The organism is Mesorhizobium sp. LMG17149 (assembly GCF_024518695.1).
Taxonomy (GTDB): domain Bacteria; phylum Pseudomonadota; class Alphaproteobacteria; order Rhizobiales; family Rhizobiaceae; genus Mesorhizobium.
On sequence record NZ_JANIFL010000011.1, the window covers coordinates 154,803 to 175,540 of the forward strand.

Annotated in this window: 22 protein-coding genes; 13 read left to right on the plus strand and 9 right to left on the minus strand. The window is 63.3% G+C overall.

Annotation, left to right across the window (positions count from 1 at the left end):
• Nucleotides 1-42: 42 nt before the first annotated feature.
• The 4 genes from ccmA to NP945_RS24595 all read left to right on the plus strand — a co-directional run bounded on the left by ccmA (nt 43) and on the right by NP945_RS24595 (nt 2,224).
• Entirely contained in the window at nt 43-666 is a 624-nt protein-coding gene (gene ccmA / locus NP945_RS24580) for a heme ABC exporter ATP-binding protein CcmA (RefSeq protein WP_256747779.1), read from the plus strand.
• 25 nt (nt 667-691) lie between these two features.
• Nucleotides 692-1,357 (plus strand): heme exporter protein CcmB, encoded by a 666-nt coding sequence (gene ccmB, locus NP945_RS24585; protein WP_256747780.1) that lies wholly within the window; start codon nt 692-694, stop codon nt 1,355-1,357.
• Nucleotides 1,358-1,481: 124 nt separating this feature from the next.
• A complete protein-coding gene (gene ccmD, locus NP945_RS24590) occupies nt 1,482-1,649 on the plus strand; it encodes a heme exporter protein CcmD (RefSeq protein ID WP_127268184.1) in 168 nt (55 codons plus the stop codon).
• A complete protein-coding gene (locus tag NP945_RS24595; RefSeq protein ID WP_256747781.1) occupies nt 1,646-2,224 on the plus strand; it encodes a DsbE family thiol:disulfide interchange protein in 579 nt (192 codons plus the stop codon). Before ccmD ends, NP945_RS24595 begins: the two co-directional genes overlap by 4 nt.
• A gap of 157 nt (nt 2,225-2,381) precedes the next feature.
• On the opposite strand, the gene NP945_RS24600 is transcribed toward NP945_RS24595, so the two are convergent.
• Entirely contained in the window at nt 2,382-2,549 is a 168-nt protein-coding gene (locus NP945_RS24600) for a hypothetical protein (protein ID WP_013528833.1), read from the minus strand.
• 262 nt (nt 2,550-2,811) lie between these two features.
• Between NP945_RS24600 and NP945_RS24605 the strand changes: the two genes are divergently transcribed.
• Both NP945_RS24605 and NP945_RS24610 read left to right on the plus strand, forming a co-directional pair.
• On the plus strand, nt 2,812-3,732 hold the full coding sequence (locus NP945_RS24605; protein ID WP_256747782.1) for an SMP-30/gluconolactonase/LRE family protein: 921 nt from the start codon (nt 2,812-2,814) through the stop codon (nt 3,730-3,732).
• A 110-nt stretch (nt 3,733-3,842) separates the two neighbouring features.
• The gene (locus NP945_RS24610) at nt 3,843-4,049 is read left to right on the plus strand and encodes a 4-oxalocrotonate tautomerase family protein (protein ID WP_023811297.1); all 207 of its coding nucleotides are present in this window, start codon (nt 3,843-3,845) and stop codon (nt 4,047-4,049) included.
• 25 nt (nt 4,050-4,074) lie between these two features.
• Here the strand turns inward: NP945_RS24610 and NP945_RS24615 are convergent, their stop codons facing one another.
• From NP945_RS24615 to NP945_RS24650, 8 genes are all read right to left on the minus strand, one after another.
• On the minus strand, nt 4,075-4,605 hold the full coding sequence (locus tag NP945_RS24615; protein ID WP_256747783.1) for an NADPH-dependent FMN reductase: 531 nt from the start codon (nt 4,603-4,605) through the stop codon (nt 4,075-4,077).
• A gap of 39 nt (nt 4,606-4,644) precedes the next feature.
• Complete coding sequence (locus NP945_RS24620; RefSeq protein ID WP_256747784.1) at nt 4,645-5,265, minus strand: pyridoxamine 5'-phosphate oxidase family protein; 621 nt, start codon at nt 5,263-5,265, stop codon at nt 4,645-4,647.
• 95 nt (nt 5,266-5,360) lie between these two features.
• Entirely contained in the window at nt 5,361-6,035 is a 675-nt protein-coding gene (locus tag NP945_RS24625) for a septation protein A (RefSeq protein WP_256747785.1), read from the minus strand.
• A 61-nt stretch (nt 6,036-6,096) separates the two neighbouring features.
• Nucleotides 6,097-8,052: a signal recognition particle-docking protein FtsY gene (gene ftsY / locus NP945_RS24630; protein WP_256747786.1), complete on the minus strand. Its 1,956-nt coding sequence runs from the start codon at nt 8,050-8,052 to the stop codon at nt 6,097-6,099.
• Between the two features lie 12 nt (nt 8,053-8,064).
• Nucleotides 8,065-9,378: a tRNA (N(6)-L-threonylcarbamoyladenosine(37)-C(2))-methylthiotransferase MtaB gene (gene mtaB, locus NP945_RS24635; RefSeq protein WP_256747787.1), complete on the minus strand. Its 1,314-nt coding sequence runs from the start codon at nt 9,376-9,378 to the stop codon at nt 8,065-8,067.
• Entirely contained in the window at nt 9,378-10,262 is an 885-nt protein-coding gene (gene dapF / locus NP945_RS24640; RefSeq protein ID WP_256747788.1) for a diaminopimelate epimerase, read from the minus strand. Before dapF ends, mtaB begins: the two co-directional genes overlap by 1 nt.
• Nucleotides 10,263-10,357: 95 nt before the next feature.
• Entirely contained in the window at nt 10,358-10,519 is a 162-nt protein-coding gene (locus NP945_RS24645) for a DUF1328 family protein (RefSeq protein WP_013528842.1), read from the minus strand.
• Between the two features lie 82 nt (nt 10,520-10,601).
• Nucleotides 10,602-11,621, minus strand: a complete 1,020-nt coding sequence (locus NP945_RS24650; protein WP_256747789.1) for an MBL fold metallo-hydrolase — start codon at nt 11,619-11,621, stop codon at nt 10,602-10,604.
• Between the two features lie 262 nt (nt 11,622-11,883).
• On the opposite strand from NP945_RS24650, the gene NP945_RS24655 reads away from it, so the two are divergent.
• From NP945_RS24655 to NP945_RS24685, 7 genes are all read left to right on the plus strand, one after another.
• Nucleotides 11,884-12,423, plus strand: a complete 540-nt coding sequence (locus NP945_RS24655) for a protease inhibitor Inh/omp19 family protein (protein ID WP_023811288.1) — start codon at nt 11,884-11,886, stop codon at nt 12,421-12,423.
• Nucleotides 12,424-12,476: 53 nt separating this feature from the next.
• Nucleotides 12,477-13,676 (plus strand): cell division protein ZapE, encoded by a 1,200-nt coding sequence (gene zapE, locus NP945_RS24660; RefSeq protein WP_127330165.1) that lies wholly within the window; start codon nt 12,477-12,479, stop codon nt 13,674-13,676.
• A 395-nt stretch (nt 13,677-14,071) separates the two neighbouring features.
• Nucleotides 14,072-15,040, plus strand: a complete 969-nt coding sequence (mdh, locus tag NP945_RS24665) for a malate dehydrogenase (RefSeq protein WP_013528846.1) — start codon at nt 14,072-14,074, stop codon at nt 15,038-15,040.
• 43 nt (nt 15,041-15,083) lie between these two features.
• Nucleotides 15,084-16,277 (plus strand): ADP-forming succinate--CoA ligase subunit beta, encoded by a 1,194-nt coding sequence (gene sucC, locus NP945_RS24670; protein ID WP_024504973.1) that lies wholly within the window; start codon nt 15,084-15,086, stop codon nt 16,275-16,277.
• Between the two features lie 4 nt (nt 16,278-16,281).
• Nucleotides 16,282-16,653: a cupin domain-containing protein gene (locus NP945_RS24675; RefSeq protein ID WP_256747790.1), complete on the plus strand. Its 372-nt coding sequence runs from the start codon at nt 16,282-16,284 to the stop codon at nt 16,651-16,653.
• Nucleotides 16,654-16,694: 41 nt separating this feature from the next.
• Nucleotides 16,695-17,597: a succinate--CoA ligase subunit alpha gene (gene sucD / locus NP945_RS24680; protein WP_256747791.1), complete on the plus strand. Its 903-nt coding sequence runs from the start codon at nt 16,695-16,697 to the stop codon at nt 17,595-17,597.
• 126 nt (nt 17,598-17,723) lie between these two features.
• The gene (locus NP945_RS24685) at nt 17,724-20,711 is read left to right on the plus strand and encodes a 2-oxoglutarate dehydrogenase E1 component (RefSeq protein WP_127267775.1); all 2,988 of its coding nucleotides are present in this window, start codon (nt 17,724-17,726) and stop codon (nt 20,709-20,711) included.
• Nucleotides 20,712-20,738 lie beyond the last annotated feature (27 nt).

Here is a 20,738-nt window from a genome sequence, read left to right on the forward strand (position 1 = left end):
TGCGGCAGCGGCCGCGACACATGGTTTCAGGGCAGGCGAGGAATGCGGCTGATCGCCGAAAATCTGGGCGGCGAGCGAGGCGGCGAGGCGGTGTTTTCCGGCATCGATTTTGCCTTGGAGGAGTGTCGGGCGCTCATCGTCACCGGGCCGAACGGATCGGGCAAGTCGACCTTGCTGCGGGTCATCGCCGGGCTGCTGCCGGTGGCGCAAGGCAGCGTGAGGATCGAGGGTGCCATGGAGATTGAAGACGGGGACGAAGCGTTCCCGTCTGTTGCCTCGGCCTGTCACTACCTTGGCCACCAGAACGCAATGAAGCCGGCGCTCAGCGTGGCGGAGAATTTGCGCTTCTGGCGCGACTTCAATGGCGACGGACAGCTCGGCGTCGAAGAGGCGCTGGAAACGGTCGGGCTCGGCGGCATCGGCCACCTGCCGTTCGGCTATCTGTCGACCGGGCAACGCCGCCGCGCGGCGATCGCGAAACTTCTGGTCAGCCACCGGCCATTGTGGTTGCTGGATGAGCCGACAGCGGGGCTGGACAAGGCGTCGGAGGGACGGTTCGCGGGGTTGATGGCGAAGCATTGCAAAGGCGGGGGGATGATTGTTGCGGCGACGCATCTGCCGCTGGGGATCGAGGGGACGGAGTTGAGGATGGGGGGAACGGATTGATGACGGCGCGCGAGCATCTCATACCATGCTAGCGCTCTTCGCCCGCGACATCCGCCTCAACATCCGTGCCGGCGGCGGGGCGCTGACCGGGGTCATCTTCTTCCTCGCCGTCATCGCCACCATCCCGTTCGGAGTAGGGCCGGACCTGAAGCTGCTGGCCCGCATCGGACCGGCCATCCTGTGGATCGGCGCGCTGCTGTCCTGCCTGCTCGGCCTCGACCGGCTGTTCCAGGCCGACCGCGAGGACGGCTCGCTCGATCTCCTGGTGCTCGGCAATGATCGCCATATGCTGGCCTTGACGGTGCTGGTGAAATGCCTGGCGCATTGGGCGGGCAGCGTGCTGCCGCTGGTCATCGCCGCGCCCCTGCTCGGGCTGTTCATGAACATGGAGCCGCTCGGCATCGGCGCCACGTCGCTGACGCTGCTGGTCGGCACCCCGGCAATCACGTTCATCGGCGCCGCCGGTGCTGCGGTGGCAGTGGCGCTGCCGCGTGGCGGGCTGCTGATCTCGGTACTGGTGCTGCCGCTGACCATTCCGGTGCTGATCTTCGGTGTTTCGGCGAGCTATGGGGCGACCGCCAATCCCGATCCGTTTCTGCAGCCCTTCCTCATTCTTGCCGCGCTGACCTTGTTTCTTAGCGTGCTGGGTCCGGTCTCGGCGGCACTGGCGCTGCGTCATGGCACGGATTGACGCAGCGTATGACTGCGGCGCGGCGACCGATTGCGAAGCCGACGGAGCGAGGCTAAGGGAAAGGCATGTCTAGACTGGGCGACATGATCGGCTTGGAAGCCCCCACTTCAGCGAGGCCCGTCGCATGAGCGCGCATGCACTCTACGTGACCGCCGCCTATGGCATTACGGCCGTGGTGCTGGCCGGATTGATCGGCTGGATCCTGCTCGACCAGCGGGCGCGCAAGCGCGAACTCGCCGAACTGGAGGCATCCGGCGTGCGGCGGCGCTCCGACAAGGCCGCAAAGCCATGAGCACCGAAACGGAAACGCCGCCCCCACGCACTCGTCGCCTGTTCGTGCTGTTGCCGTTGCTGATCTTCCTCGGCCTGGCCGGACTGTTCCTGTCGCAGCTGCTGTCGGGGCGCGATGCTTCGGAAGTGCCGTCGGCCCTGATCGGCCTGCCTGCGCCGCAAACCAGCCTGCCTGCGCTGGAGGGGTCCAACCTGCCGGGGCTCGATTCGAAAACCTTCGCCGGCAAGGTCACATTGGTCAACGTCTTCGCGTCGTGGTGCGCGCCATGCCGCGAAGAGCACCCGGTGCTTCTGGCGCTGTCGCAGGATAAGCGTTTCACCATGACGGCGCTGAACTACAAGGACCGGCCGGAAAATGCACGCCGGTTCCTCGGCGATCTCGGCAATCCGTTCCAGGCGATAGGGGTCGACGAAGCGGGCCGCGCGGCGATCGACTGGGGCGTCTACGGCGTGCCGGAGACCTTCGTCATCGGCAAGGACGGCAAGATCGCCTACAAGCATGTCGGCCCGCTGACGCCCGAGACGGCGAGGGATCTCTTGCTGCCACAGATCGACAAGGCGCTGGCGGCACGTTGATATTCAGGTGATGCCGGCCTGCAAACGGCGGCTTCCTGCGCTTCCGGTGCTCACGTACTTAAGTACGCTCCGCTCCGGTTCTCGGAAACCACCGTTTTCGTCTCGGCCTGACCTGAATCTCAACGCACCTTGGCGGTGCGTCTTATCGGACTCGAGATCAGCCGTAGATCTGCTTGTGGATCTGGTAGAGCATTTCCGAGCGGTCGGCGCGCATGTCGGCCAGATCGCGGCTGGAAAAGCTGTCGATTTCGGCGACAAGGCGGTTGTAGTGCTTGCGCTTGGCAATGCTGTTGCGAGCGCGGGTCATGAGACTGTCGAGGATCATAGCAAGGTTCCTTTTTGGCGCCGCGTTTCGGCGGCGGTTTCTTCCTCCCTTGATCGATACGAAGCATGACATAGTAATGGTGCATTGCAAAAAGAAGATGTTGCAATGCACCATTGCGCTGGACGCATAGCCGGTTAATACGGCGCTAACGTCATGCGCAGAGCCGGCAAGCGATCTTTTGCATGACACTGTGCGTACCCACATTGCCTTCTGTCCCTCCGGCTGGCTTGATCCGGGTGTCATTGATGCCGGGAGGAAAAGCATGGCGGCCGCAGACTATTATGAAATTCTCGATCCGCGCTTCGCGCGCCTGTTCAACGGCAACGCGCAGGTCGAGAAGCTGTTCACCGGATGCCAGTGGGCGGAGGGGCCGGCCTGGTTCGCCGCCGGCCGCTATGTCATCTGGTCCGACATCCCCAACAACCGCATGCTGCGCTATGACGAGACCGACGGCAATGTCAGCGTCTTCCGCCAGCCGTCCGGCAATTCGAACGGCAACAGCGTCGACCGGCAGGGCCGGCTGATCACCTGCGAGCATTCGGGCCGCCGTGTCAGCCGCACCGAGTTCGACGGCTCGGTCACCACGATCGCGTCCAAATGGAAGGGCAAGCGGCTGAATTCGCCCAACGACGCGGTGGTGAAATCCGACGGCTCGATCTGGTTCACCGATCCGAGCTACGGCATCGATACGGATTATGAGGGCGACAGGGCCGAGAGCGAAATCGGCGCCTGCCATGTCTACCGGGTCGATCCCGGCACCGGCGAGGTCGAAGCCGTCATCACCGACATGGTCCGGCCCAACGGCCTGGCTTTCTCGCTCGACGAGAGCAAGCTTTATGTCGTCGATACCGGCCGCACGCATGGCGCACAGAATCCGGCACATATGCGGGTGTTCAATGTCGGCAAGGGCGGCAAGAAGGTTTCGGGCGAGAAAGTCTTCGCCGACTGCACGGCCGGCCTGTTCGACGGCTTCAGGCTCGACGAGGACGGCCGCATCTGGACGAGTGCCGCCGACGGCATCCATTGCTACGATCCGGACGGCACGCTGATCGGCAAGATCAAGGTGCCGGAAGTCACCGCCAACTGCGTGTTCGGCGGCAACAAGCTGAATTGCCTCTACATCGCCGGCACCACGTCGCTCTACATGGTGCGGCTCATGGTCAACGGCGCCAAGACATACTGAGACTGGAGCTCTGGCTGAGACTGGAGCACTGGCTGAGACTGGAGCACTGGCGGCCGTTCGACGGTTTCATCGAAGCGGGTCGCGCGCACGAACATCCCGGGAGGACAAAAATGCCATTCGTCAACATCCGCATCGTCAAGGAAGTGATATCAGCCGATCCGGCAGGCAAGAAGGCGGACATCGCCAAAAAGGTGACGGCGGCCATCATGGACGCCACCGGGCTGAGCAACGACGATGTCTGGGTGGTTTTTGAAGAGGTCAACGCGCGCGATTGGTACGTTGGGAAGACTGATGTGGAGACGCTGCGAAAGGGCTAGCTCGAAGGTCTGGGGTGGCCGCCGCTCAACGCGAGCGGATAAACTCCGCGAAGGCATTCAGCGCATCATGCATCGCCTGCCGGTTCCCCGGCTCGTCGAGGATGCCCGCCACCTCCGGCGGCTTCTTGCCGAGCAGGGCAATCTCCAGCACGTCGTCGCAAAGTGCGAACGACATGGTGCGCATGATCTCGGCCAGTGCGGCGCGGGCGAACAGCGAGCGCGGCGAGGCGTGTGCCAGCATGGCGGGCTTGGCGACAGCGGCATCGCGCGAGACCAGCCAGTCGAGCGCGTTCTTCAGCCCGCCCGGCACGCCATGGGCATATTCCGGACAGGAAACGATCAGGCCGTCGGCTCGGCTGACGGCATCGATCAGCTTGGAGGCTTCGAGCGGTGTCCGCTCGCCTTCATCGTCGGGATTGAAGATCGGTAGACGGCCGAGCCCGTCACGGACGGTGACGCGGCAGCCGGACGGCGCTTCGCGCGCCAGTGCGGCGATCAGCGCCGAATTTGTGGAGGCCGCGCGCAGGCTGCCGGAAATGGCAAGGATGTTCAGCAATGTATGGAATCGGTCCAGACGCGAATCGCGTTCGGAAACCTACCACATCGTCTTCCTGTATTCCTCGTCGAGCCAGCGATCGGTCGCCTCGGCGGAATCGGCAACCGCCAGCTGATCGCGCATGATCTGGCCGAGCGTCGGCAGCGTCGCGCGGTCGTACCAGGTTTCCGGCTTCCACAAATCCGAGCGCATGAAGGCTTTTGCGCAGTGCATGTAGGCGGCCTTGACGCTGACCACGACGACGCTTTGCGGCTCCCTGCCGTCGACGGCGAGCCGTTCGCGCAAATTTGCGTCGACGGTGATGCGGGCATCGCCGTTGACGCGCAGCGTCTCGTTCATGCCGGGAATGAGGAAGAGCAGCCCGACCGAGGGATTGAGGAGGATGTTCTCCAGCGTGTCGAGCCGGTTGTTGCCGGGCCGGTCGGGAATGGCGATGGTGGTGTCGTCGAGAACGGTGGCAAAGCCCGGCTTGTCGCCCTTCGGCGTCACGTCGGCGTTGCTGGCACCGTCGGACGAGCCGATCAGCACGAACGGGCTCTTGCCGATGAAGGAGCGGCAATGGCCGTCAAGTTTTTTCAGCTCCTTGCGGATAGAACCGTCGGTCGGCCGTGGCGTCTTGTAGATCGTCCTCAACTGGTCGTGCGTGGTGATAAATTCCATGTCCCTCTCCCCAGAACGGTTCATTGTCTCACGAACGCAGAACCGCTGTTTCCCTTTGTTTTGACGCAGCTCCGGACACTTTTCCTGGAGTTGCTCTATTTCCCGGCCTTCTCTTCTTTGCCGGCCTTGTCCTCGAGTGAATGACGCAGGATCAGCGGCATCTGGCTGAAGGTGAACAGAAGCGTGATCGGCATGATGCCCCAGACCTTGAAAGTAACCCAGGCGTCGGTGGAAAAATTGCGCCACACCACCTCATTGACGATGGCCAGGAACAGGAAGAACAGGCCCCAGCGGAAGGTCAGTTTCCGCCAGCCATCGGCGTCGAGGCTGAAGGCTGAATCGAAGACATAGCCAAGCAGCGACTTGCCGAAGTAGAGGCCGCCGAGCAGCACGCCGCCGAACAGCGTGTTGACGATGGTCGGCTTCATCTTGATGAAGATGTCGTCCTGCAGATAGAGCGTCAGCGCGCCGAAGATGAAGACGACGACGCCCGACACCATCGGCATGATCGGCAAGGTGCGGGTGAGCAGCCACGAGGCGATCAGCGCGATTGCCGTGGCGGCCATGAACAGCCCGGTGGCAACGAAGATCGGCCCGCCGAACTCGGCCAGAACAGGGAGTTTCTGCACCAGCCATCCGCTGCGCGCATTGGCGAAGAAGAACACCATCAACGGCCCAAGCTCCAGCACCAGCTTGAGCAGCGGATTGACGCCTTCCTTCTTCTGCTTCTGCGGGTCCGACGGATCGCGTTCGAGAATGGGTGGGTTCATGGAATCTCTTTCTTGCGCATGATCTGATCCAAAAAGTCTGCACCTTTTTGGGACATGCTTGTTAGGCTACTCCAGCGATCGCCCTGGCGAATTCGCTTGCTGAGAACGGTTCGAGGTCGTCGACCTGTTCGCCGACGCCGATGAAATAAACCGGCAATTTGTGCTTTGCCGCGATCGCCACCAGAATACCGCCGCGTGCCGTGCCGTCCAGCTTGGTCATCACCAGGCCGTTGACACCGGCGATATTGCGGAAGATCTCGACCTGGTTGAGCGCGTTCTGGCCGGTGGTGGCGTCGACTGTCTGCAGCACGGTGTGCGGCGCTTCCGGGTCGAGTTTGCCAAGCACGCGGACGATCTTTTCGAGCTCCGCCATCAGTTCGGTCTTGTTCTGCAGGCGGCCGGCGGTGTCGATGATCAGCACGTCGGAACCGGCCTCCCTGGCCTTCTCGAAGGCGTCATAGGCGAGCCCTGCGGCATCGGCGCCGATCTTGGAGGCGATGACCGGCGATTTCGTCCGCTCGCCCCAGATCTTCAGCTGCTCGATCGCAGCGGCGCGGAAGGTGTCGCCGGCGGCGAGCATCACCGACAGGCCGCCATCGGTGAGCTTGGCGGCGAGCTTGCCGATCGTGGTGGTCTTGCCGGTGCCATTGACGCCGACCACCAGGATGACATGCGGCTTGTGCGAGAGATCGAGCTCCAGCGGCATGGCGACATGGGTCAGCACTTTTTCCACCTCGGCCGCCATGATGGCGCGGACCTCGGTGTCGGAGACGTCCTTGCCGTAGCGGCTGGCGGCCAGCGCGTCGGTAACGCGCAAGGCCGTCTCCATGCCGAGATCGGCACGGATCAGCACATCCTCAAGGTCCTGCAAAGTCTCTTCGTCCAGCTTGCGCTTGGTGAAGACGCCGGCAATGTTGCCGGTGAGCTCCTTGGAGGAGCGGGCAAGCCCGTCCTTCATGCGCTGGAACCAGGAGCGCCTCGGTGCCGGCTCCGGCGCCTTCTGCGGCTCGGCCTTCTGCTCGACCTTTTTGGTGACGGTCACCTTGCCGGGAGCGGGCTTTGGCTCCGGCGCGGGTTGTGGAAGAGACTGCGGCTCGGGCGCGATTTCCGCAATGACCGGCTGCGATTCGATCGGCGCAGGCTGGCGAATGGGAGGTGCGATTTCGGCGGCGGGCGCTTCGGCCACGAGAGCAGCCGGCATGGCTTCCACGGGTGGCGCCGAATCTTTCGCAAGTTCGTGCTGCCCCTCACCCCTACCCTCTCCCCGTGAAGGACGGGGAGAGGGGGGCGTCAGCGTTGAGGCTTCGTCTTCGATGTTTGCAAGAGGAGACGCAGCTTCACCGCTAGCCCCCTTCTCCTCGTCTCTATACGGGGAGAAGGTGCCGGCAGGCGGATGAGGGGCGGTGCCGGCCTCTGAAGACGGCTGAAGAGGGGACGGCGCCGGTGTCGGCACCTCGATCGGCGCTGGTGTTTCTGCCGGAACCTCGACAGGCGTCGGCACTTCGACCGGGGCCGGCTCCGGCTGCTTTTCCGGCCGCGACGGGACGATCTCCGGCTCGGCCGGCGCCGGAGCAGGGACTTCTTGCGGCTGCGGTTCGGGCGTGGGTTCCGGAACGGCGGGAGGTGTTGGTATCTCCTCGGGCGCCGGCGGCTCGGCTGGCGTCTCGGGCGCTGGTTCTTCTTCCGGCTCGGGCTCCGGCAGAGGTTCTGGCTCTGAGGGAACAGCCGGCTCCGGTACTGGCGGGATGGTTGGCTCCGGCTCGGGCGCCGGTTCCTCGACAGGCGCCGGTTGCGGCGCAGGAATTACCTCCGGCTCGACTACCGGCGCGGGCGTCGTTCCCGCCTCGGGCCGCGGCTCGTCGCGCTTCAAGAACTCCGGAACGACCTGTTCGGCCGCCGGCTTCAGCGTATCGAGTGCTTCCCATTTGATCGGCGGCAGCGGGGCGGTCTCGTCGATCCGCTCCTCGACAACCTCTTTCTTGCCGAACGAAAATATCTTCTTGAAAAAACCAGCCATGCTTTGCGTTTCTCAGGCGGCGCGGGCGGCAAGGGGCGCCGCGATCAGCCTGCTGCCATCGTGGCCTGATATCTCAGCCTCGACGATCTCACCCGGTGCGCCCGTGCCGAGTGCGGCAAGCGTAAAACCCTCGGTGCGGCCAACGCCGTCGCGCTCGATCAGGATCGACTGGCGCGTTCCGGTGAGCGACGACAGATGCCTGACATAGGCAGCTTCACCGGCGGCACGCAGCCGGGCGGCGCGCAGTTTGACCACCTCGCGGCGCAGCTGCGGCATGCGCGCGGCGGGCGTGCCTTCGCGTGGGCTGAAGGGGAAGACGTGGAGATGGGTCAGGCCACACTCCTCGACGATTTTCTCCGAGTTCTCGAACATTTCGTCGGTCTCGGTCGGGAAGCCGGCGATGATGTCGGCTCCAAAGACGATACCGGGGCGCAGCTTGCGCACATCCTCGCAGAAGCGGATCGACTGATCGCGTAGGTGCCTTCGCTTCATCCGCTTCAGGATCATGTCGTCGCCCGATTGCAGCGACAGATGCAAATGCGGCATCAGCCTGGGCTCGGTGGCGATGGCATCGAGCAAATCGCCGTCGGCTTCGATCGAATCGATCGACGACAGCCGCAGCCGCTTCACGTCGGGCACCTGTTTCAGGATTGTTTTCACCAGTTTGCCGAGCTTCGGCGCCCCCGGCAGATCGGCGCCGAATGATGTCATGTCGACGCCGGTCAGCACGATCTCGGCATAGCCGTTGCCGGCGAGCCGCTTGACCTGCTCGACCACGGCGCCCATCGGCACCGAGCGCGAATTGCCGCGGCCGTAGGGAATGATGCAGAAGGTGCAGCGGTGGTCGCAGCCATTCTGCACCTGGACGAAGGCGCGCGCCCGGCCCTCGATGGCGTCGACCATGTGGCCTGCGGTCTCACGCACCGAAAAGATATCGTTGACGCGCGCCTTCTCGGTGTCGTTGACGCCGAAATCCGGCAGCGCGCGATAGGAATTGGCGTTCAGCTTCTCTTCATTGCCAAGCACGAGATCGACCTCGTCCATGGCGGCGAATTTTTCAGGCTCGGTCTGCGCGGCGCAGCCGGTGACGATGATGCGTGCCCGTGGGTTGTCGCGGCGGGCCTTGCGGATCGCCTGCTTGGCCTGGCGCACTGCTTCGCCTGTCACGGCGCAGGTGTTGAAGATCAAAGCGCCGCCTTCCAGCGCGCCCAGACCGGCACTTTCGGCCTCGCGCCGCATCACCTGCGATTCATAGGTGTTGAGCCGGCAGCCGAAGGTGACGACATCGATGCCCTTGGACACCGGGCTCTTGGGCAGAGCGGACATCAGGCCGCGCTTTCGGTGTCGCGGGCCCATGTCCCGTTCGACGGGTCGAAGCTGCCGGAAAATTCCCATTCGGCGGCGCCGGTCAGCACCACATGGTCATCGTCGCGCCATTCGACATGCAGCGTACCGCCGCCTGGCGTCAACAGGCTAACGCTGCGGCCGGTCCGGTTGGTGCGGGCCGCGGCCACCACGGCCGCGCAGGCGGCCGAGCCGCAGGCCTTGGTCAGTCCGGCGCCGCGCTCCCAGGTGCGGATGATCATGGTTTCGGGCGAAGTAACCTGAGCGATGGTGATGTTGGCGCGCTCGGGGAACATCGGATGGTTCTCGAGCAGCGGGCCGAAGCGGTCGAGCTCATAGGACCAGACGTCATTGTCGACCCAGAAGATGGCGTGCGGATTGCCCATCGAGACGACCGAGGGGGAATGCAGCACCGGCGCGTCGATCGGGCCGATCTGCAGCTCGATCATGCGGGTGTCGCGGAATTCCTCGGCCAGCGGGATATCCTGCCAGCCGAAGCGTGGCGTGCCCATATCGACCGAGATCGAGCCGTCGGCATGTTCGCGCGCATTGAGGATGGCCGCCACGGTTTCGAAGGTGAAGATCTTCTGGCCGGTCTCGGCGGCGAGCGCCTGGACGACGCAGCGCATGCCATTGCCGCAGGCCTGCGCGCCAGTTCCGTCGGAATTCAATATGTCGATGAAAAAGGCGGTGCCCGGCGTCCTTGCGTCGTGGATCGCCATGATCTGGTCGAAGCTGGTCGCGGCATCGGCGTTCAGCGCAATCGCCGCCGCCCCCGTCACTCGATCGGCACGGCCGCGCATATCGGCAACGATGATCTCGTTGCCGATGCCGTTCATCTTGGCGAAAGGGGCAGTGCTGGCCATTGCTCCGGAAATTCCGTGTCCGTTTGGCGCTATATGGCGGAAACGGGCAGGAATTACCAGTGCGCAGCCGCTTGGTCACGGCGAAAGCGCCGGACTCACGTGACGGCGAAAATGCCCAGCACCACCAGCAGGAAGATGATCAGAACGATGCCGATAAGGATGCGCGCGCCGGTGGCGGCAGCACCTGCCAGCGCCGGCATGCCGAGCAGGCTCGCCGCCGCGGCGACGATCAGGAGGATGATGATCCATTTGAGCATGGCGATGCCTCGCAACTCGACAGATTTTTCAACCGCATGAAACGCTGTTGCCGCGCTGGGGTTCCGTCGAAACCGATGCGGATCAGGGCACTATGTGCTCCGGTACATTCCATACCTCGCCCGGCCGCAAGGCGCGAAAGCGCTGCCGTGGGATGCCTTGATCGTCAAGCGCCTCGGTCAATTTGCGCGCCGGCTCGTCGATCGGCTCGTCAGTGAGCTGGAAAGTTCCCCAATGACAGCCGGCGGCATGGGCGGCATTGCACAGTGTCATGCCTTGCACGGCTTCCCAGGGGTTCTGGTGCTGCGGCGCCATGAACCAGCGCGGCTCATAGGCGCCGATCGGCAGGATGGCGAAGCGGAAACCGCCATGTTTCTCAGCCATCAGCCGGTAGTTGATGCCATTGTGAAAGCCGGTGTCGCCGGCGAAATAGAGCTTGCTGTCAGGCGTTTCGACGACGAAGCCGGCCCACAGCGCCATGCGCCGGTCGCGGGCGCCACGCGCCGACCAGTGATGCACCGGCTCTACATGGACGGCGGCGCCATTGCCGATCTCGACCCTGTCGCCCCAGTCATGCGCCGACAGTCGCATGCCGGGCACGGCAGCTTCGATGATGGCGTCGTTGCCGAGCGGAGTGAGCACCAGCGGGTCGTGGCCGGCCTTCAGCCGCTTCAACGTGGCGAGGTCGAGATGGTCATAGTGGTTGTGGCTGACCAGCACGAAGTCGATCGGCGGCAGGTCGGCAAAGGCGATGCCTGGCGCATTGATGCGTTTTGGTCCGGCGAAGGAAAGCGGCGATGCGCGCAGCGACCACACCGGATCGGTGAGGATGTTCAGACCGGCCGTCTGGACCAGCAAGGTGGAATGACCAACCATCGTCACTTCCAGCGCGGCGCCCTCGACCCTTGTCGCCGGTTTTACCTGCGGAAAGGGGCTTGCATCGCTCGCCGGCCATTTCGAGCGCTGGCCATTCAACTGCCATTTCAGCAGGTCGGCGAAACGGCCGGGTGGCTGGCCGTCGGGATTGAAGAACAATGCGCCGTCGAAATGGTCGCTGGGCGGGCCGCTGTAATAGCGATTGGCGGCAGTCTTTCTCGCGGCCAATTTGCGGCTCCAGCAGGGTTTCGCTTTCCAGACATAGGCGCTGAGGCGGTTCGCGCAAGCGTCCACCGACGAAGTGTTGACCGGAATTCCCAAGCGACGCGCGACAAACGCTCAGCCGTCGTGATTGCGATAAATTTGCAACAATTCTTGCTGCAAACTGTATTTTAACCATATCGGGTTGAAATTTCGCCACCTTCTCCATCTTGGTGGGGGTGAGATTGTGCGGACGGCTTCCCCCCAGCCGGATCCGACGGAGGTTGGAATGACTTTTTCGAAAACCGGTCTGGTGGCCGTATCGCTGGCGGCGCTCGTTGCGAGTGGCTGTTCGACCTCACGTTTTTCCTCGATGGATGACCAGCAGCCGGCACCGCTGGAGGCCGCGCCCGCCGGCAAGGTGACGGCGAACCAACTGCCGCCGCCGGCATCGCCCGGCACCACCGACCCTTCGCAATTCCCGACCGCGCCGGCGAACACCCAGGTCGCCGCGCTGCCTTCGGACGGCTCGGCGCCGGCCGGCGCTTCGGACGTGACCGCCGCCAGCGTCGCCGGTGTCTGGAACGCCAGCGTTGCGGGCCAGAGCTGCAAGGTGGCGACACCGCAGACCAAATTCGGCGCCGGCTTCCGCGCCGGGCCGCTGCATTGCCCGGCGCCGATGGACGGCATCAAGTCGTGGAACGTCGCCGGCAAACAGCTGACGCTCTATGACGAGAGCGGCGGTGCGCTGGCGCGGCTCTATTCCTCGGGCGGCTCGAAATTCGACGGCCAGACTTCCAACGGCCAGCCGATTTCGCTTACGAGATAGTTTTTGTTTTACGCAATTCCGGTTCCCGGAATTGCTCCAGAACGACGTGACCGATGCATCTGCGTGACGGCCTCCAGACCCATGCGACCGTCAGGCAGCGCTACGACCATCTGGTGGAAACCGGTACGATCGACCGCGATCCGGCGCAGGAACGGATCGTTGCGGCACTCGACCGGCTGACCGATGAGATTTCGGCCAAGCGGCTGGCGCATAAGTCGAGCGCGCTGGGCTGGCTGTTCGCCCGCAAGCGCGAGACGCATGAGGCCGTCAAAGGCCTCTACATCCATGGCGGCGTCGGTCGCGGCAAGACCATGCTGATGGACATGTTCTTCGACTTGCTGCCGGTGCGGCGCAAGCGCCGCGTCCACTTCAACGACTTCATGGCCGACGTGCAGGACCGTATCCAGAAGCACCGGCAGGCGCGCAAGAATGGCGACGTCAGGGAAGACGATCCGATCCCGCCGGTGGCCAAGGCCCTTGCCGAGCAAGCCTGGGTGCTGTGCTTCGACGAGTTCTCGGTCACCGACATTGCCGACGCGATGATCCTGTCCAGGTTGTTTTCGGCGCTGTTTGCCAGCGGCGTGGTGCTGGTCGCCACCTCGAATGTGGCGCCGGAAAACCTCTACAGCGACGGGCTGAACCGCCAGCTTTTCCTGCCCTTTATCGGCATACTGGAGCGGCACACACAGGTGCTGGCGCTCGATGCCGACAAAGACTACCGGCTGGAAAAGCTCGCCCGGACACCGGTCTATGTCACGCCGGCCGATGCGGCGGCGGACCAGCTACTCGACGAGGCCTGGCAAGCCATGACGCGGGGCGCGCCGACCGCCGAGACATCGATTGCCCTCAAAGGACGGCAGGTGATCGTGCCGCGTGCGGCGGGCGATGCGGCGCGGTTCTCCTTCGCCGATCTCTGCGAGAAGCCGCTTGGCGCGCGCGATTTCCTGGCGATCGCCGGGCGCTTCTCAACCATTTTCATCGACCACGTCCCGGTGCTCGGCGAAGGCAAGCGCAACGAGGCCAAGCGCTTCATCCTTCTGATCGACACGCTCTACGACCATCATGTGCGGATGGTGGTGAGCGCCGATGCGCCGCCGCAAGCGCTTTATGCAGCCAAGCGCGGCGTCGAAGTCTTCGAGTTCGAGCGCACCGCATCGCGGCTGATCGAGATGCAAAGCCGCGACTGGCTGGAGGATTGGGCGGCGCGGCAGAAGGGGAAGCCGGCGCCAGAGGCACAGCAGGCGCAGGCCTGAATTTCCAGAGAATCCGTCGGTAGCGATCCTTCGTGTCCCCTCCCTCGGCAGGACAGAGGGGGGGCGCTGTCCCGCCGACGTCTACAACTCGAACCTCCTCGGCTACCCGCATCACAAGGGTGTCATCGCCCGCATTCGGCCTTACGATTTCCATCTTCATCGGTTATTTCTTCCGAAGTCGGCTTACAAACTTTGACGTTTACGTAAATACCAAGTGATCTAACCGATTGAAAACACTGACACCAAAATAATCGTTTGAATTTTTTCCGTGCCGGGGCTATTGGGTGCGGCGAAAATTCGCGGTTCCCCGCAGCATTCCGGCCTCTTCTTCGACGCCGCCATCAAGTCACCAGAGATTTGAGACGTCGTCACCGACAAAGGGAAAACATCCTCACATGGCACGCAACAAGATAGCGCTTATCGGCTCTGGCATGATCGGCGGCACGCTCGCTCACATGATCGGCCTCAAGGACCTCGGCGACGTGGTGCTGTTCGATATTGCCGAAGGTATCCCGCAGGGCAAGGGGCTCGATATCGCGCAGTCGTCGCCGGTCGATGGCTTCGACTCCAGGCTCACCGGCATCAACGACTATGCCGGCATCGAAGGCGCCGATGTCTGCATCGTCACCGCCGGCGTGCCGCGCAAGCCCGGCATGAGCCGCGACGACCTTTTGGGCATCAATCTCAAGGTCATGGAACAGGTGGGCGCCGGGCTGAAGAAGTATGCGCCGAAGGCCTTCGTCATCTGCATCACAAACCCGCTCGACGCCATGGTCTGGGCGCTGCAGAAGTTCTCAGGACTGCCCAACAGCCATGTCGTCGGCATGGCCGGCGTGCTCGACAGCGCGCGCTTCCGCTATTTCCTGGCGGAGGAATTCAAGGTCTCGGTCGAGGACGTCACCGCGTTCGTGCTCGGCGGCCACGGCGATTCCATGGTGCCGATGATCCGCTATTCGACGGTATCGGGCATTCCACTGCCCGACCTCATCAAGATGGGCTGGACCTCGAAGGAGAAGCTCGACCAGATCGTGCAGCGCACCCGCGACGGCGGCGCCGAGATCGTCGGCCTGCTCAAGACCGGTTCGGCCTATTACGCGCCGGCGGCTTCGGCGATCTCGATGGCCGAAGCCTATCTCAAGGACAAGAAGCGCGTGCTGCCCTGCGCGGCGTATCTCTCCGGCCAGTATGGCGTCAAGAACACCTATGTCGGCGTTCCCGTGGTGATCGGCGCCGGCGGCGTCGAGCGTATCATCGAGATCGAACTCAACAAGAGCGAGCAGAAGATGTTCGACTCCTCTGTGGCGACGGTGCAGGGCCTGACCGAGGCCTGCGTCAAGATCGCGCCGCAACTCGCCTCCAAATGAATCTCCAGCAAGTGAACCCCCAGTCGATCCGGAGACCATCCAGATGAACATCCATGAGTATCAGGGCAAGGCGCTGCTGAAGAGCTTTGGCGCGCCCGTGGCCGAAGGCGTGCCGGTGTTCAAGGCGAGCGAAGCGGAAGCCGCCGCCAAGGCGCTGCCGGGCCCGCTCTATGTGGTGAAGAGCCAGATCCATGCCGGCGGACGCGGCAAGGGCAAATTCACCGAGCTCGGCCCGGACGCCAAGGGCGGCGTGCGGCTGGCCAAGTCGGTGGCCGATGTCGTCGCCAACGCCAACGAGATGCTGGGCAACACACTGGTGACCAAGCAGACCGGCCCGGCCGGCAAGCAGGTCAACCGCCTCTATATCGAGGACGGCGCTGACATCGAACGCGAGCTCTATCTGTCGATCCTGGTCGACCGTTCGGTCGGCCGCATCGCCTTCGTCGTCTCGACCGAGGGCGGCATGGACATCGAAGCGGTCGCGCATGACACGCCGGAGAAGATCATCACTGTCGCCATCGATCCGGAAAAAGGCGTCACATCGGCCGACCTGAAGGCGCTCAACGGTGCGCTGAAGCTCGACGGCGATGCTGCCAAGGACGGCGATACGCTGTTCCCGATCCTCTACAAAGCCTTCGTCGAAAAGGACATGAGCCTGCTCGAGGTCAACCCGCTGATCGTCATGAAGAACGGCCGGCTGCGCGTGCTCGACGCGAAAGTGTCGTTCGACAACAACGCGCTGTTCCGCCACCCTGACGTGCTCGAACTGCGCGACACCACCGAAGAGGACGAGAAGGAGATCGAGGCGTCGAAATACGACCTCGCCTATGTCGCGCTCGACGGCAATATCGGCTGCATGGTCAACGGCGCCGGCCTCGCCATGGCGACGATGGACATCATCAAGCTCTATGGTGCCGAGCCCGCCAACTTCCTCGATGTCGGTGGCGGCGCATCCAAGGAAAAAGTCACGGCGGCGTTCAAGATCATCACCCGGGATCCGGCGGTCAAGGGTATCCTGATCAACATCTTCGGCGGCATCATGAAGTGCGACATCATTGCCGAGGGCGTCATTGCCGCGGTCAAGGAAGTCGGACTGGAAGTGCCGCTGGTGGTGCGTCTGGAAGGCACCAATGCCGAGCTTGGCAAGAAGATCATCAACGACAGCGGTCTCAACGTGGTGTCGGCCGATGATCTCGATGATGCTGCCAAGAAGATCGTGGCGGCGGTGAAGGGTTGAGCGGATGCCTCCGCGCAAGATAAACTTGGTCGAGGCGGCGGATCAAAAGATCAAGAAGGTCTTCGATCCGCATATCGCCGGCGACGTCAACGACAGCCAGGCGAAGGTCGCCAAGTTCGGCGAGGTCTTCGATTGGCACGCGCATGACAATGAGGACGAAGCCTTCCTCGTGCTGCGCGGGCGCATCGCCATCGATTTCCGCGACGGTCCGGTCGAACTCGGCGAGGGCGACTTCATCGTCGTGCCGCGCGGTGTCGAACACCGTCCGCGCTCACTCACCACGGAGCCTGTCGTGCTGATGTTCGAACCGGCCACGACGCTCAACACCGGCAACGCCAAGAGCGACCTCACGGTCGCTGACCTGAAGCGGCTCTGACCATGTTTTCCTCGATCAACGGTTTTTAGAAAAGGGCTCCCATGTCCATCCTCGTCGACAAGAACACCAAGGTGCTGGTGCAGGGCCTGACCGGCAAGACCGGTACGTTCCACACCGAGCAGGCGCTGGCTTATCACGGCACGAAAATGGTCGGCGGCATTCATCCCAAGAAGGGTGGCGAGACGTGGACCGGCGCCAAGGGTGAAAGCCTGCCGATCTTCGCCACGGTCGCCGAGGGCAAGGAAAAGACCGGTGCCAACGCTTCGGTCGTCTATGTGCCGCCGGCGGGTGCCGCCGAAGCCATCCTCGAAGCGATCGAGGCCGAGATCCCGCTGATCATCTGCATCACCGAAGGCATCCCGGTGATGGACATGATCAGGGTCAAGGCCAGGCTCGACCGCTCGACCTCGCGCCTGATCGGGCCGAACTGCCCGGGCGTGCTCACGCCCAACGAATGCAAGATCGGCATCATGCCCGGAAACATCTTCCGCAAGGGCTCGGTCGGCGTTGTTTCGCGGTCGGGAACGCTTACCTATGAGGCAGTGTTCCAGACCACCAATGTCGGCCTCGGCCAGACCACCGCCGTCGGCATCGGCGGCGACCCCGTCAAAGGCACCGAATTCATCGACGTGCTCGAGATGTTCCTCGCCGACGAGGAGACCAAGTCGATCATCATGATCGGCGAGATCGGCGGTTCGGCCGAGGAAGACGCCGCGCAGTTCCTCAAGGACGAAGCCAAGCGTGGCCGCAAGAAGCCGATGGCCGGCTTCATCGCCGGGCGCACGGCGCCGGCCGGCCGCACCATGGGCCACGCCGGCGCGGTCATCTCCGGCGGCAAGGGCGGCGCCGAAGACAAGATCGCGGCAATGGAATCCGCCGGGATCAGGGTATCGCCCTCGCCGGCGCGGCTGGGCACGACGCTGGTCGAGGCGATCAAAGGTTAAGGGAATAGGGGAGTAGGTAGTAGGGCGGTAGGGAAAATAGCAGCGGCAAAAAGCGCTACTCCCCTATTCCCTTATTCCCCTACTCCCTCCAAAAACAGGAGACGGAGCCGGGCTCCGCGGACAAAAATGGCAAGACAAGATCAGGCCAACGACCAATTTTCGCTCACCTCTTTCCTTTACGGCGGCAACGCCGATTACATCGATGCGCTCTATGCCGCCTATGAAGACGATCCAGCCTCGGTCAATCCCGAATGGCAGGAGTTCTTTGCCGGGCTGAAGGACGATGCCGGCGATGTGCGCAGGAATGCCAAGGGCGCCTCCTGGGCCAAGCCCTCCTGGCCGCTGCAGGCCAATGGCGAACTGGTGTCGGCGCTCGACGGCAATTGGGGTATCGTCGAGAAGACGATCGAAAAGAAAGTCAAGGACAAGGCGGTCACCAACGGCGTCGTCCTGTCCGACGCCGACGTGCATCAGGCGACGCGCGATTCGGTGCGCGCCATCATGATGATCCGCGCCTACCGCATGCGCGGCCATCTGCATGCCAATCTCGACCCGCTCGGCATCGCCAAGCCGCTCGAGGACTACAACGAGCTGTCGCCGGAAAATTACGGCTTCACCGCTGCCGACTATGACCGGCCGATCTTCCTCGACAATGTGCTCGGGCTCGAATTCGGCACCATCCGGCAGATGCTGGAAATCCTGACGCGCACCTATTGCTCGACGCTCGGCGTCGAGTTCATGCATATTTCCGACCCCGAGGAAAAGGCCTGGATCCAGGCCCGCATCGAAGGTGCCGACAAGGAGATCACCTTCACCGCCACCGGCAAGAAGGCGATCCTGCAGAAGCTGGTCGAGGCCGAAGGTTTTGAGCAGTTCATCGACGTCAAGTACAAGGGCACCAAGCGCTTCGGCCTCGATGGCAGTGAAGCGCTGATCCCGGCGCTGGAGCAGATCGTCAAGCGCGGCGGCCAGCTCGGCATGAAGGAAATCGTGCTCGGCATGGCGCATCGCGGAAGGCTCAACGTGCTTTCCCAGGTGATGGCCAAGCCGCACCGCGCCATCTTCCATGAGTTCAAGGGCGGCTCGGCCGCACCTGACGAGGTCGAGGGTTCGGGCGACGTCAAGTACCATCTGGGCGCTTCGTCGGACCGCGAATTCGACGGCAACAAGGTGCATCTGTCCCTGACCGCCAATCCCTCGCATCTGGAAATCGTCGATCCGGTGGTGATGGGCAAGGCGCGCGCCAAGCAGGATTACCTGTTCGGCCGCAGCCGCGAGGAGATCGTGCCGCTGGAAGAGCGCGCCAAGGTACTGCCGCTCTTGCTGCATGGCGATGCCGCCTTCGCCGGCCAGGGCGTGATTGCCGAGATCCTCGGCCTGTCCGGCCTGCGCGGCCACCGCGTCGCCGGCACGCTGCATTTCATCATCAACAACCAGATCGGCTTCACCACCAATCCGCGCTTCTCGCGCTCGTCGCCCTATCCGTCCGACGTCGCCAAGATGATTGAAGCACCGATCTTCCACGTCAATGGCGACGATCCGGAAGCCGTGGTGCACGCCACCAAGGTGGCGATCGAATTCCGCATGAAGTTCCACAAGCCTGTCGTGGTCGACATGTTCTGCTACCGCCGCTTCGGCCACAATGAGGGCGACGAGCCGGCCTTCACCCAGCCGATCATGTATCGCAACATCCGCACCCACAAGACGACGGTGCAGATCTATGGCGACCGGCTGATCGCCGAGGGTCACCTCACCCAGGCCGAGCTCGACCAGCTCAAGGCCGACTGGCGGGCGCATCTGGAATCCGAGTGGGAAGTCGGCCAGCACTACAAGCCCAACAAGGCCGATTGGCTCGACGGCGCCTGGTCTGGCCTGCGCACCGCCGACAACCAGGACGAACAGCGGCGCGGCAAGACCGCCGTGCCGGTCAAGACGCTGAAGGAAATCGGCAAGAAGCTGACCGAGGTGCCGAAGGATTTCGAGGCGCACAAGACGATCATCCGCTTCCTCGAAAACCGCCGTCAGGCGATCGAGTCGGGCGAAGGCATCGACTGGTCGACGGCCGAGGCGCTGGCCTTTGGCGCCATACTGCTCGACGGCAATCCGATCCGCCTGTCGGGGCAGGATTCAGAACGCGGCACCTTCTCGCAGCGCCATTCGGTCCTTTACGACCAGCGCGACGAGACCCGCTACATCCCGCTCAACAATCTGTCGGCGGCTCAAGCCGGCTACGAAGTCATCAACTCGATGCTGTCGGAAGAGGCGGTGCTGGGCTTCGAATATGGCTACAGCCTGGCCGAGCCCAAGGCGCTGACCTTGTGGGAAGCGCAGTTCGGCGATTTCGCCAACGGTGCCCAGGTGGTGTTCGACCAGTTCATCTCTTCGGGTGAACGCAAGTGGCTCAGAATGTCGGGCCTCGTGTGCCTGCTGCCGCATGGTTATGAAGGCCAGGGTCCGGAACACTCCTCGGCCCGGCTCGAACGCTTCCTGCAGCTTTGCGCCGAAGATAACATGCAAGTGGCCAACTGTACGACGCCGGCCAACTACTTCCACATATTGCGCCGGCAGCTGAAGCGCGACTTCCGTAAGCCGCTGATCCTGATGACGCCGAAGTCGCTGCTGCGCCACAAGCGGGCGGTGTCGACTCTGCCGGAAATTTCGGGCGAAAGCTCGTTCCACCGGCTGCTGTGGGACGATGCGCAGCTGCTTTCCGGCCAGGCGATCAAGCTCACCAAGGATTCGAAGATCCGCCGCGTCGTGCTGTGTTCGGGCAAGGTCTATTACGACCTTTACGAGGAGCGCGAGAAGCGCGGCATCAACGACATCTATCTGCTGCGCGTCGAGCAGCTTTATCCGTTCCCGGCCAAGGCGCTGATCACCGAACTGTCGCGTTTCCGCAATGCCGAGATGGTGTGGTGCCAGGAGGAGCCCAAGAACATGGGCGCATGGTCGTTCATCGACCCCTATCTGGAATGGGTGCTGGCGCATATCGATGCCAAGCATCAGCGGGTGCGCTACACCGGCCGTCCGGCCGCCGCCTCGCCGGCGACCGGACTGATGTCGAAGCATCTCGCCCAGCTCGCCGCCTTGCTCGAAGACGCGCTCGGCGAATAGAGAAGATCTGGGCGAATAACAGAACCG